The following is a 12,255-nucleotide window of genomic DNA, read 5'->3' on the forward strand; positions in this document are numbered from 1 at the left end:
CGGTGGGAGCAAGCGCGGTAACCGATTCACGAAGAGACAGATTCATTTGGGGACGGTGCCGCGATCGGGATGATCGCCGGATACCTGGCGGTATTGCCGGCGAACCTCAGGAACTACAGTTCGCAGCCGTCAGCTGGCGATCTCGCTGATCTCGCGGTGCGGGTGCAGGCTGCGGAACTTGCTGCCGTGGAAGATCAGTGGTTCGGCATCGGCGCGGGCGGCGAGGCGGTTGATACGCAGGATGACAACCGTATGGTCGCCCGCGGGGATGCGGGCTTCGACCGCGCCCTCGATCCACGCCGTCGCACCATCGATGAAGATCGCGTCGGCCGCGCCGCGGTGCACATCCACATTGTGGAAGCGGTTACCGTTGCGGTTGCTCAGTGCCCGCGCCGCGGGCTCCTGATCGGTGCCGAGCAGGCTCAGGCCGAGGTGCGTGGCGGTATCCAGCTTCGGCCAGGTCGCCGAGCTGTTCTGCACGCAGAACGACACCAGCGGCGGGTCCAGCGAGACCGGAACGAAGGTGCTCACCGCCAAACCGTGTGGTGTACCTTCGATTTCGGCGCATACCGCGACGACACCACTGGGAAAGCTGGCGAAGACACGACGTAGGCCGGAGCCGTCGGACGGAAATTCGAAGAGCTCATGCATGATCGGCCGCTTTCGAGGCGAGAGCCGCGGCGACCGGGCGCCAGCGTTCGGTGTAGCGCGCGATGGCGCCGTCTTCGGAAAATGTGCTGTCCGACAGGTAGAGGCCGGGCAGCGCCGCCGTCGCGCCGAGCTCGACCAGCACCGGCTTGAGCAGCAGATCCGGGGCGAGTGCGTGTGCCGGGCCCGCGCCGAGCATGAGCGGGACCGTCACCACATCGGTCAGTCCGGTGCCGCCCTCGAACTGTTCGAGGAACAGCTTCAACAGACCGGTGTAGGTGGCCTTGAAGGTGGGACTGGCGAAGACCACCAGCTCCGAATTCGCCACTGTGCGAGCGGCGGCCGCGACCTCGGGATCACCCCAGGACAGCAGGCTCGGGCCGAAGGAGACCAGATCGATCACCTCCGGTTCCACGTCCGGACGCAACCCCGCGGCGACCAGCGTCGCCGCGGTCAGGGTACGAGAGGCTGGCTTCGGATTCCCGACGACGACCGTAACTGTCACTTCCGTATCCTCTTCTCGCTCGATCAGATCACGCCGTGCAACGGTGGCGCGGTGTCGTGCAGTAACGCCCGGCCGATGTGCTGATATTTCCACCGGACCGGGTCGTGCAACGTGTGGGTGCGGGCATTGCGCCAGAAGTGGTGCAGGTTCAGATCCGCTGCGGCACTGCGTGTTCCGCCGACCTCGAACAATGCGGCCGAGACCTCGTTGGCCGCCCGATCGGCGAGCACCTTGGCGCCGGCCACGGCAAGCGATGCGGGAGCGGCGGATTCGGCGTCACGGACCGCGGTGTCGACGGCCACACCGGCGGCGGTGAGCGTGGCCTCGGCGGACGTCACCGCTATCGACAGCTCGCCGAAACGCTGAATCAGCAGCGGATCATCAATAGCCCTGCCGACACCGGCTTCGAACCACGGCCGACTCGAGGTGCGCACGAATTCCGTTGCCGCACTGAGTGCACCGCGGGCGATGCCGGTGTCGATAGCGGCGTGCAGCAGTTGCGCGAACGCACCGTATCCGGTGGGCGCGTGCACCGCCGCCGAGCGGGCGATCAATTGATCCGGTTCGACGATGACCTCGCCGAATTCGATGGTCCCGCTTCCGGTGGTGCGCTGGCCGATGCCGTTCCAGTCGTCGATGATTCGTACGCCGGGGGTATCGGCTGGCAGATATGCGATGTACTCCCCCACCGGCAGTCCGCTGAGTCCTTCCGGATCATCGAGCCGGGTGAGCACCGCGAGCAGATCCGCGAAAAGCGAACCCGTACAGTAGAACTTGACGCCATCGATGCGGAAGCGATCGCCCACCGGCCGCACCGTCGTCGCGATATCGGCGACTGTCGCAGTGCCGCGCTCGGACTGCGCATTGGCAATCCGAGCACCCGCCAGCACCTGCCCGAAGTAACGCGCCTGCTGATCGGCAGCCCCCGCCAACCGCAACAGATTCAGGTACACGAAGTGGCTGTGTGGAATCTGCGCGATATTCGGGTCGGCGGCCGCCAGAATCCGCACCACCTCCGCCACGGCACTCGGCGGCAAATCCGCGCCCCCGAATGCCGCAGGCACGGTGATCGCGAGCAACCCACTGGCCGCGAGTCGATCCACCTCGGCGAAGGGCAGCTCGCGGCCGAGATCACGCGCCGCCGCGCCGACGGCGAACTCCGAAGCAAGCTGTGCCGCAACAGAATACGCATGTTCGGCGGATTCGATCCGGTCGGCGACGACGGCGGTCATCAGTGCCCCACAGCGGCCGGTGTGCGTGCGGCCTCCAGTTCGCGAACCAGCGGCAGCACCTTTGCGCCGAAGTATTCGACCTCCTCCTGGAAGTGCAGAAAACCGGCCAGAATCAGGTCGACGCCGAGTTCCTTGTAGGCGACGATGCGCTCGGCAACCTGTTCGGGCGTGCCGATCAGTTTGGTGCGGAATCCGTCGTTGTACTGCACGAGATCTTCGAATGTGGAATCCGCCCACATCCCCTTGCGGTCCTTCGTGGACGCACCGGCCTGTTGGACCGCGTCCCGGAAGCCTTCCACCGCAGGCTTATTCGCCTTCTCGATAATTTCGCGCAGGGTATCGTGGGCTTCCTTCTCGGTGTCGCGGGCAATGATGAAGCCGTTGAGGCCGAATTTGACCTCACGCTGCTTCGCCCGGGCGATGGCGCGCAGCTCATCCAATTGTTCGGTGACGCCGTCGAAATCCTTGCCGTTGGAGAAGTACCAGTCGGCGTAGCGACCGCCATTGCGGCGCGCCGCCGTCGAGTTCCCACCCTGGAACAGTTCGGGGTTCGGACGCTCGGGGGTGTTCAGCGGCTTGGGCTTCAGCGTGAAATCACGGATACGGTAAAAATCGCCGCCGTAGTTGACATCATCCTCTGTCCAGATCTTGCGGATCACCTCGAGGAATTCGGCGCTGCGCCGGTACCGTTCGTCGTGCTCGAGCCACGGCTCGCCGAGTGCGGTGAATTCCCCTGCAAACCAACCGGATACGACGTTGATGGCGAAGCGGCCATTGGAGAGGTGATCGGCGGTGGCGCCGAATTTGGCCAGCACGGCCGGATGCCAGAGTCCGGGATGGATCGCGGCGATAACCTTCAGCCGCTCGGTGGCACCGAGCAGCGCGAGGCTGAACGAAGTCGACTCGTGCTGGTATTCCGCACCGTAGGAGGCGGTGTAGCGGACCTGGGACAGCGCGTAATCGAAACCGTTGTTCTCCGCGGTTTGCGCCAACTTCTTGTTGTATTCGAAGTCCCAACTGGTGCGCTGTTCGATATCACTGGTGACCAGCCCCCCGCTGACATTCGGCACCCAGTAGGCGAACCGGATCTGATCGGCGATGTGCTCTGTGGTCATACTTACTCCATTGGTGTCGGGGAACCGTCTATCGCCAGGAAGGGGCGCACTATGCGCCCCTTCCACTCCAGCACCGCAAGCCCACCGGCAGGAGGGTTTGAATCTGTGCGATTGTTTGGGTGTAGCGATCAGACGTTGGCGAGGCGGTAACCGGATCGACTGAACTGGCCGGCCGGAGTGAACCGTCCGAGCAGTGCCGCCGCATCCTCGCCGGTGACCTCGGTGATGAATTCGGCGGCCGCGTCGAGCGAATCGACACCGAGGAACGGCTGCGGGCGGTGCAGCAGCCCGACGAGCGCACTCGCGAAGCGCGGATCGACCGCGGCGGCGGCGAAGAGCTGATTGCCGATATCCGCCAATTCCGGATCACCGAGGAACAATCGGGTTACCTTATTCGCCGCATCACCGCGCGCGGCCAGGAATGCCGCGTACTGCGCGCTGACCCAGTCCTCGTCGAACGGACCCTCGTGCACGGCGGCCACCGCGACCAGTCGCTGCGCCTGGATCAGCCCGCTCTGCGCCCCCTGCCCCGCGATCGGGTCATAGGCAGCCGAGGTGTCACCGAGCGAGGCCACCACATGGCCACCGGCGGTGTGCCCGACACCGGACCGGACCACCGGCCGGACCGCACCCTTGAGCCAGGAATGCGGATCCTCGGCGATCACCCGGGTTTCGAGCACCTCGGGCAGATCCCAATCAATGAAATCGCGGTACAGGTCCTGCACGATCCGATGGGCCGATTCGGCCGAATCGGCTGCGGCGAACCGGCTTTCCCATTCGCTGCCCGGCCGCGCCCAGCCGAGGAACGCCCAGCTCGGGCCGGCGTCCTTGTGCAGGTACGGCCCCCACCAGCCCTCGCCCTGTTCGGCGAAGATGGAGAAGCCGCTGTGCGCGCCGCCGGCCCGGCTGCGGTGCGCGAAAACACTTTCGTCGTGGCCGATTCCGGTTACGGTGACGGTGAGCAGCGACCGCTGCGGAGCGTCATAGGGGGTGCGCGCCTGGTCGATCGCGAACAGGTCGGACAGGCCGCCGCGGCCGGTGGCGACCAGCGTGAGATCGGCGGCCGCGGCAATGGCGTCGAGTTTGTCGGGCGTTACCTGCTCGACGACGAAACGTCCACCGCGTTCCAGGAATGTGGTCAGCCGTTCGTCGGCCTTCAAACGGGTATCGACCGCAACCCCGACATATCCGTCGAAATGACCGTCGAATTGGATCAATTCCTCGCGCTCGGGTCCTGCGATGCGGACGCTGAGCCCGGTGTGCCGGGGTGCGCGGCCGGTGTAGGTATCCAGACCGAGTGCGGTTTCGGCTTGTTGGGTCTCCCCGAATTCGAGTGCGGTACCGGTTGCCGGTACGTCGTCGCGCAACGATCGCTGATCGCGGTCGCTGTAGAGCGTGACGTCGAATCCGGCGTCGAGTAATCCTAGAGCCGCAGTGACGCCGGTTTGACCGGCGCCGATTACCGCGGCCGAACGTGTGGAGCGGGAACTCTGCGATGTCATGCCAAACATGGTCCGTCCAAGAACGCGAGGATTGCAGTGTTGCGATCATCGAGAATCAATGGGGTGACCTGGAATTCGCGATCGCGGTGCGCGCCGCCGGTCGTGGCCGTTCTAGGATCCAGCCATGTCGTTCACTGTCTCCGAACTGACCGGTGACCGGTCCGAACAGTACCGTCAGCTCGTCGCACAGGCCGAGGCACTGGTCGTGGGCGAGGCGGACCGGATCGCGAATGCCGCGAATCTGGCCGCGCTCGTCTTCCACGCGCTCACCGAAGTGAATTGGGTCGGATTCTATTTCTACGACGGACAGGAATTGGTCGTCGGACCGTTCCAGGGCAAACCGGCGTGTGTCCGCATCGCCGTCGGCAAGGGTGTCTGCGGTACCGCCGCCGATACCAGGCAAACGCAGCTGGTGCCCGACGTGTACGCATTTCCCGGCCATATCGCCTGCGATGCCGATACCCGCTCGGAGATCGTGGTTCCGCTGGTGCGCGACAATATCCTCGTGGGTGTGTTCGATCTCGACAGCCCGCAACCGAACCGCTTCGACGATGTCGATAGGAAAGGCCTGGAGTCGATCGCCCAGGCCTTCCTGAATTCGCTCGATCAAGGGACCGTGACGATGGCGCCCGGCCGCGATACGTCATCGGGCAGAGCCGTCGACAATGACCCGCCGAGGCGATAGCGCGCGCCTCGATGCTCTTGCGGCAGCCGATCTCCCTTGTCGAACAAGGCGTTTCGCAGGGTGCCCGGTGTGTACTCCGTGGCGTAGGCGCCGCGTTCGGTGAGCACCGGAACCACATGGCGCACAATATCTTCGAAACTGCCCGGGGTGATGGCATAAGCCAGGTTGAAGCCGTCCAGGTCGGTTTCGGCGACCCAGTCCTGCAGTTGGTCGGCGACAGTGCCACCGGAGCCGACGAATACCGGGCCCATACCGCCGATCCCGGCCCAGCGGCCGATATCGCGGACGGTCCATTCCCGGCCGTCGTCGTCGAATTCCTGGAAGGCGGCCACGGCGGACTGAATGGCATTGCTCTGCACTTCGCCGATGGGATCGTCCAGGTCGTAATTCGACAGATCGATGCCCATCCAGCCGGACATGAAGACCAGCCCGCCCTCGACGCTGGCGTAGGACAGGTACTCCGCGTGTTTGGCGTGCGCCGCCTCGTCTGTGGCGTCGGTGATGATCGTGGCCAGTGCGTAGATGCGGGCCGAATACCGATTCCGGCCCGCGGCCTCGAGTGCATCACGAATGCGGGAAACAGTCTGTGCCAGAATCCGTTTCGAAGGCCCGGCGACGAAGATCGCCTCCGCGTTCTCGGCGGCGAAGCGCACACCGCGCGGCGACGCGCCCGCCTGGTAGATCACCGGCGTCCGCTGCGGCGACGGCTCCGCGAGATGGATGCCGGGCACCTGATAGTGCGTACCCCGATGGCCGATGTGATGCACCTTCGCCGGGTCGACGTAGATGCCGTGCGCGGCATCGCGAACCACCGCGTCGTCCTCCCAAGAGCCCTCCCACAGCTTGTACAGGACCTCCAGGTATTCGTCGGCCTGGTTGTAGCGCTCATCGTGGTCCAGCTGGTCGTCGGCCCCGAAATTCCGTGCTGCCGAAGGCAAATAGCCGGTCACCACATTCCAGCCGATGCGCCCGTTGGTGAGGTGATCGAGCGTGGAGAGCCGACGCGCGAATGGATAAGGGTGCTCGAAGCCGGTGCCGGTGGTGATGCCGAAGCCGAGATGTTCGGTGACCGCGGCCATTGCCGAGACCAGCAGCAGCGGATCGGCCACCGGAATCTGAGCGCCCTGACGCAGCGCGGCAATATCGTTGCCGCCGTATACGTCGTAGGTGCCGAGCACGTCGGCAATGAAAATGCCGTCGAAACGTCCCTGCTCCAACAACTTTGCCAATTCTGTCCAGTAGCTCAGTTCCTTGTACCGATGCGATTGGTCGTCGGGATGTCGCCACAGACCGGGTGATTGGTGGGCGACGCAGTTCATGTCGAAGGCATTGAAGCGAATGCGGCGCGTCACTGCTGTTCTCCCGTCGCGGGCTTGCGCTCGCCCGCGCTCCACGCGAACGGCAGTTGGGTGCCGTTCAGCAGATAGTCACCGATCGCCCTGGCCTTTTGGATGGCCGGATTGTGCACCGAGATGGTGCGGGCATTGCGCCAGTGCCGGTCCAGCCGCAGCTGCTCGGAGACGACCGATGCACCGCCGACCTCGAACAGCAGTGTGGTGGCCGGCAATACGAGATCAATCACCGCGAGCTGCGCCTGTGCGGCGGCGAGTTCCGCTGCCACGATGGAGTCTTCGTCCTGCGCACCGCCCGCGAGCACCTTGTCGAGCACATCGGCGACGGCGAGCACGGAGGCCTCGGCGGCGAATGCGGCGGCGGAGAGTCGTCCGATCACCTGCTGCACCAACGGATCCTGGCGTGGCAGATCGGCGGCCGAATGGGTGTAGCCGCGGGTGCGCGCCGCCACCCATTCGCGAGCATCCCGCTCAGCTCGCTTCGCGATGCCGGCGAGCACCGACAGCTGGACCAGCTGCAGGTAAGAGGTCGCATAGGTCGGTCCCGGCGCGCCGTAGCCGGGTCCGAGAATGCGCTCGGGCTCGACAATGACGTCGGCGAATTCCGTTGTGCCGCTCGCGGTCAGCCGCTGGCCGAAGCCGTCCCAGTCGTCGTGCTGGCGGACCCCGTCGGCATTCGCGTCGACGAGTACGCCCACTCGCTCACCGTCGCGATCGGCCGCCGCGAGGATGTAGTCCGCGTAGAGCGAACCGGTGCTGTAGTACTTGGTGCCGTTGAGCAGCCACCGGTCACCGTCCTCGGTCAGCCGCGTGCGGTAGTGGTCGACCGCGCCGACGCCCGGCTCGGTGATCGCATTGCCGACGAGCGTGCCCCCGGCCGCGGCGCGCAGCCAATGCGCACGGCGCTCCCCCGGTTCGGCGAGCAACTGGTCCTCGACGAAGGAGAAGTGCACCCGCAACGCCTGCGGCAGATTCGATTCGGCAGCGGCCAATTCGATGAGCAACCGGAACAGCTGTCGCACGGTGACGCCGTAACCGCCGAATTCGACCGGCACCCGCAATGCACCGAATTTTGCCTCGCGCAGCCAGCCCACCTCCTCGAAGGGCAGCCGACGATCGATCTCGCGCTCGACCGCGCCCTGCGCGATACGGTCGAAGATCGGCCCGAAGATCGCATCCAGGTCGGAGTCTGTGGTGAATTTCGCGTCGATGGATGTCATAACCCCACGATCGCGCGGACCAACGGTCAGCTCACCAGTTATCCGCACAGCGATCAAAACACGCTGGCAGGGGGTAAGAACCACGTAGATTCCAACCGGTGACAGCTCTCAGCGGCGCTGGCAGCATCGCGGTTGTCCATGCCTGAAAACGGCATCCGAACCGGCGAGGAGCAGTTCTCGATGTCACTGTCGTTCCATTGGTTTCTGCCCACCTACGGCGATTCGCGTGGCCTGATCGCCGGTGGTCACGGCACTTCGATGTCCGGTGACCGGCCGGCATCGCTGCGCTACCTCAACCAAATCGGCGCGGCAGCCGAGGACAACGGTTTCGAGGCGGTCCTCACCCCTACCGGCGCGTGGTGCGAGGATGCCTGGCTGACCACCGCCATGCTCGTCGAAACCACCGAGACGCTGAAGTTCCTGGTGGCGTTTCGCCCCGGACTGGTCAGCCCGACGCTGGCCGCGCAGATGGCCGGGACCTATCAGCGTCACTCCCGCGGCCGCCTGCTGCTGAATGTGGTGACCGGCGGCGAACCGCACGAACAACAGGCCTACGGCGACTTCCTCGATAAAGAACAGCGCTACGCCCGCACCGCCGAATTCCTGCACGTGGTGCGCGGACTGTGGGAGTCCCGCGAACCGATCAGCTTCGAGGGCACCCACATTCAGATCCGCGACGCCCTGCTCAACAACCATCCGGACCCGATCCCACCCGTTTTCTTCGGCGGCTCCTCCGGACCCGCCGGACCCGTGGCGGCCCGCTATGCCGACACCTACCTCACCTGGGGCGAACCACCCGCCGCGGTGGGCAAGAAACTCGATTGGATCCGCGGGCTCGCCGCCGCCGAAGGCCGAGAACTCAGCTACGGCCTACGCATTCACGTCATCAGCCGCGACACCTCCGAAGCGGCCTGGGCCGTCGCCGATCGACTGCTGTCCGGCCTCGACCCCGCCGAAATCGCCCGCGTGCAAACCAGTCTCGCGCGCAGCGAGTCCGAAGGCCAGCGCCGCATGCTGGATCTGCACGGTGGCCGCACCGACCGCCTGGAGATCGCGCCGAACCTGTGGGCGGGCGTCGGTTTGGTCCGCGGCGGGGCGGGCACTGCACTCGTCGGCTCACACGAGGAAGTCGCCGACCGCCTGATCGAGTACGCCGACCTCGGCATCACCCACTTCATCCTCTCCGGCTACCCGCACGTCGAAGAGGCGTACTGGTTCGGCGAGGGTGTACTGCCCATCCTGGAGCGTCGCGGCCTGTGGACGCACCCCCATCGCATCGAATCCGCCCCGGTAGCAACGCCTTTCGCAACCGCGACACACTAGTGCCCCGTCCAGATAGATTACTTCGCCATCAGGTCCGGCTGTGCGCGAGCGCAGTCGAGATACGGTCTACCACGCCGTCCGACACCACAATTCGACTGCGCTCGACGGGGAGAACGCCAGACTCGGTTACCGCAGAAGGTAATTGGACGAGGCACTAGTCGCCCCTGGGGCGGTGCTGCCGTCGGTGATTACGGCGGCGGAGCGGTAGGCGACGCTGAGGACGAGGCCCAGTTGGGCGAAGAACTGGGCCGACCAGGACAGGTCGAATCGGTCTCGGCTGCGACCCCGGCGGGCTGGTCGGCGAACCAGCGGTCGAGGTCGGCGTCGAATACGACCGGGTGACACCACCCGATGCGCCCGGCCCGGCGGTCTCCCTGGAGTCTCACCACTGATCCGAACTCACCGGCGCGCAGGGCATTCGCTCGGGGCGGGCTCGCCGCGCAAACGTCCATCGATCCAGCCGATCTCCCCGGGAAAACCGGTGACCAGGGCGATGACGTGCTCGCCGGGTTCGGTGCGGTGCACCGCGCGGACGCCGCGCGCGCATTGGGCGCGGTAGAGATCGTCGCCGTTTTGCTGCGGGATCCAGATGTCGCTGGCGGCGTGATAGATGTAGAGCGGCGTACCCGACTTACGGTCGGTCAGGCTGAGCTGCTCGAAGATCCGATCGGCGATACCGCTGGTCAGCGGGCTACTGATATTGGCAGCGGCATCGATGGGAACGCCGACCACGCCGAGCGGGCCATTGCTGTCACCGCAGGTGTCCTTGATCGGTGAGGTCGCCAGCCACTGCGCCAGATGATTCATATAGCCGAGAATCGCCGGATGCTCCCGGCCCATCGCCAGCGCCACTACCAGTAGAATGCCGGATGCGGAGTTGCCGTTGAAGCGGCTGGCGACCATTCGATAATCGGTCACTAGCCCGCCCATGGCCGCCCCGACCACCACACCCGACAATTCCGGCGCGTACTCGTCGAGCAGCATCGCGGCCGCATACGATGCGATCGCCCCGCCGGAATACCCGGTTGTCGCGAAACGGCTGCCCGTGAACTCCGTCGGCAGCACATTGCGCACCGCGCGAATGGAATCCAGCACCACATGCCCGGCGACCTTCGGTTCGGCGTAGGCCATCCATGGACCCTCGTGATCGGGAATCAGCACCGCATAGCCGCGGCTGAGGCCCCAGGCTGTGTTCGGCGGAAACAGATCCCCCGCGTTGAACTTGCTGTGCAGCCCGTGGGCCATCGCGTAGCTCGGCGTGCAGCTGAGTCCGAGCGAGTTGATCGGCACTGCGTTCACCAACACCGGCCGATCCCCCGGACCCGTCCATGCGGCGGCGGGAATCACCAAGGTCGCGGTGCCGAAGGATGGCATGCCGGAGGCGTCCGTCGTCCGGAACTTCAGCAGGATCGCACGCTGAATCGGCACGATCGCCAGCAGCACGGAAGTCGCCGTCACATCGCGCGCCTCGACGATATCGCCGGGAGCGAGACGATCGAGCCCATCCGGCCACTCGTCGAACATCCGATCCCCCGACGGCGCGGACCGCACTGCCTGCCACAACGCCGCCAAGTCCGCGGGCAACGCACCGGGCGGCGGTGACGCGGCGGTCGGGAACGATGGGGCCGGGATGTGGGCATCGATCCACCGCTGCAGGTCGGACGGGCCGGGCGACACCGGCGCGGCCGGGCCTTCGGTCGGACCGGCATGCGCGGGGGCCGGCCCCACCAGCAGCGAACAACCCACCATGCTCGCGACGACAAAAGCTCGGAGACTCGACATCTGCCACCTCCCGAATTCGACACCGCCCGACGAAGGCCAGACTATGTCGCAGCGGAACAACATCTCGGATCTGTTCGAACTTGTCACGACTGCGCAGGCCCGACACGCTGGCCGCACCCAAATTTCCGAAAACTACTGGCACACAAGCAACCTCGAACGAACCTCGGCCCCGCCGCCACATCCGATCGCATGCCGTTCTCAAGACACGGGTCAGCCGCGTATCGTTCTTGGTGCAGTGGTCCGCGATGACCTATGCCCCGGCACTAGGAAGCTCATGGACATCGTAAGAGCGCCGCAGCCGCAATACCGGCAGGCACGCTTCGCCGACATCGAAGATATCGCGGCCATCGAGGCCGAGGTGTTCGCCGAGCCGTACCTGTATCTGATGTTGCGACAGCTGTACGACCTGCATGGATCCGACTGGCTGGTCGCCGAGCTGGACGGCAGGGTGATCGGCTATGCGCTGACGCTCCACAAGGCGGGCCGAGCCCTCCTGTTCACGTTCGCGGTGCTCGAGCAGTACCAGGGCAAAGGCTACGGTCGCGCCCTGCTCGACCACATGCTGCAGCAGTGTCGGACAGACGGGGCCGACGTGGTTTACCTGACGGTGCGCCCGGACAACCAGCCCGCGGCGGCCTTGTTCAAGCAGGCCGGGTTCGAATTCGTCGAACATGACGACCAGTATTTCGGTCCAGGTGAACCTCGAGGCATATTCGAGTACCGATTGCGGAGCCGACACCTGGACTCGTGACCCACGGAATCGGCTGTCGAGCCATTGTCCAGCGGCGCCTTCGCGGATCGCAGTCATCGATGCTGTGATCGAAATTTGCTGCGACCCAATGTCATTGATCCGTCGAAGCCGACTCGAAAGTACCGCGTCCAGGTTTGACA

At 65.4% G+C, this 12,255-nt stretch carries 11 protein-coding genes; 3 read left to right on the plus strand and 8 right to left on the minus strand.

The window, feature by feature from the left end; all coding sequences use genetic code 11:
- Positions 1-129: 129 nt before the first annotated feature.
- The 5 genes from ACIBW7_RS29410 to ACIBW7_RS29430 all read right to left on the minus strand — a co-directional run bounded on the left by ACIBW7_RS29410 (position 130) and on the right by ACIBW7_RS29430 (position 5,002).
- On the minus strand, positions 130-651 hold the full coding sequence (locus ACIBW7_RS29410; RefSeq protein WP_397051868.1) for a flavin reductase family protein: 522 nt from the start codon (positions 649-651) through the stop codon (positions 130-132).
- Entirely contained in the window at positions 644-1,153 is a 510-nt protein-coding gene (locus ACIBW7_RS29415; RefSeq protein ID WP_397051870.1) for an NADPH-dependent FMN reductase, read from the minus strand. Before ACIBW7_RS29415 ends, ACIBW7_RS29410 begins: the two co-directional genes overlap by 8 nt.
- Before the next feature lie 23 nt (positions 1,154-1,176).
- Complete coding sequence (locus ACIBW7_RS29420) at positions 1,177-2,385, minus strand: SfnB family sulfur acquisition oxidoreductase (RefSeq protein WP_397051874.1); 1,209 nt, start codon at positions 2,383-2,385, stop codon at positions 1,177-1,179.
- A complete protein-coding gene (sfnG, locus tag ACIBW7_RS29425) occupies positions 2,385-3,500 on the minus strand; it encodes a dimethylsulfone monooxygenase SfnG (protein ID WP_397051876.1) in 1,116 nt (371 codons plus the stop codon). Before sfnG ends, ACIBW7_RS29420 begins: the two co-directional genes overlap by 1 nt.
- Positions 3,501-3,628: 128 nt before the next feature.
- Complete coding sequence (locus ACIBW7_RS29430; RefSeq protein ID WP_397051878.1) at positions 3,629-5,002, minus strand: styrene monooxygenase/indole monooxygenase family protein; 1,374 nt, start codon at positions 5,000-5,002, stop codon at positions 3,629-3,631.
- A gap of 124 nt (positions 5,003-5,126) precedes the next feature.
- On the opposite strand from ACIBW7_RS29430, the gene ACIBW7_RS29435 reads away from it, so the two are divergent.
- Entirely contained in the window at positions 5,127-5,687 is a 561-nt protein-coding gene (locus ACIBW7_RS29435) for a GAF domain-containing protein (RefSeq protein WP_397051880.1), read from the plus strand.
- Here the strand turns inward: ACIBW7_RS29435 and ACIBW7_RS29440 are convergent.
- Entirely contained in the window at positions 5,609-7,039 is a 1,431-nt protein-coding gene (locus ACIBW7_RS29440) for an LLM class flavin-dependent oxidoreductase (RefSeq protein WP_397051882.1), read from the minus strand. The genes ACIBW7_RS29435 and ACIBW7_RS29440 overlap by 79 nt on opposite strands.
- Entirely contained in the window at positions 7,036-8,259 is a 1,224-nt protein-coding gene (locus ACIBW7_RS29445; RefSeq protein ID WP_397051884.1) for an acyl-CoA dehydrogenase family protein, read from the minus strand. The genes ACIBW7_RS29440 and ACIBW7_RS29445 overlap by 4 nt, the downstream gene beginning before the upstream one ends.
- 180 nt (positions 8,260-8,439) lie before the next feature.
- Here ACIBW7_RS29445 and ACIBW7_RS29450 point away from each other — a divergent pair, with 180 nt between their 5' ends.
- Positions 8,440-9,582, plus strand: a complete 1,143-nt coding sequence (locus ACIBW7_RS29450) for an LLM class flavin-dependent oxidoreductase (RefSeq protein WP_397052385.1) — start codon at positions 8,440-8,442, stop codon at positions 9,580-9,582.
- A 399-nt stretch (positions 9,583-9,981) separates the two neighbouring features.
- Here the strand turns inward: ACIBW7_RS29450 and ACIBW7_RS29455 are convergent, their stop codons facing one another.
- Positions 9,982-11,364, minus strand: a complete 1,383-nt coding sequence (locus ACIBW7_RS29455) for a lipase family protein (protein WP_397051886.1) — start codon at positions 11,362-11,364, stop codon at positions 9,982-9,984.
- Between the two features lie 43 nt (positions 11,365-11,407).
- Between ACIBW7_RS29455 and ACIBW7_RS29460 the strand changes: the two genes are divergently transcribed.
- Positions 11,408-12,115, plus strand: a complete 708-nt coding sequence (locus ACIBW7_RS29460; RefSeq protein ID WP_397051888.1) for a GNAT family N-acetyltransferase — start codon at positions 11,408-11,410, stop codon at positions 12,113-12,115.
- The last annotated feature ends 140 nt before the right edge of the window (positions 12,116-12,255 follow it).

The sequence above is a fragment of the Nocardia sp. NPDC049526 genome (assembly GCF_044465765.1).
Lineage (GTDB): Bacteria > Actinomycetota > Actinomycetes > Mycobacteriales > Mycobacteriaceae > Nocardia.

Excerpts from the sequence above, each read along its gene's own strand:
- ACIBW7_RS29410 (WP_397051868.1), bottom strand. The coding sequence starts at position 651 with ATGCATGAGCTCTTCGAATTTCCGTCCGACGGCTCCGGCCTACGTCGT.
- ACIBW7_RS29420 (WP_397051874.1), bottom strand. The coding sequence starts at position 2,385 with ATGACCGCCGTCGTCGCCGACCGGATCGAATCCGCCGAACATGCGTAT.
- sfnG (WP_397051876.1), bottom strand. The coding sequence starts at position 3,500 with ATGACCACAGAGCACATCGCCGATCAGATCCGGTTCGCCTACTGGGTG.
- ACIBW7_RS29430 (WP_397051878.1), bottom strand. The coding sequence starts at position 5,002 with ATGACATCGCAGAGTTCCCGCTCCACACGTTCGGCCGCGGTAATCGGC.
- ACIBW7_RS29435 (WP_397051880.1), top strand. The coding sequence starts at position 5,127 with ATGTCGTTCACTGTCTCCGAACTGACCGGTGACCGGTCCGAACAGTAC.
- ACIBW7_RS29445 (WP_397051884.1), bottom strand. The coding sequence starts at position 8,259 with ATGACATCCATCGACGCGAAATTCACCACAGACTCCGACCTGGATGCG.
- ACIBW7_RS29450 (WP_397052385.1), top strand. The coding sequence starts at position 8,440 with ATGTCACTGTCGTTCCATTGGTTTCTGCCCACCTACGGCGATTCGCGT.
- ACIBW7_RS29455 (WP_397051886.1), bottom strand. The coding sequence starts at position 11,364 with ATGTCGAGTCTCCGAGCTTTTGTCGTCGCGAGCATGGTGGGTTGTTCG.
- ACIBW7_RS29460 (WP_397051888.1), top strand. The coding sequence starts at position 11,408 with ATGTCGCAGCGGAACAACATCTCGGATCTGTTCGAACTTGTCACGACT.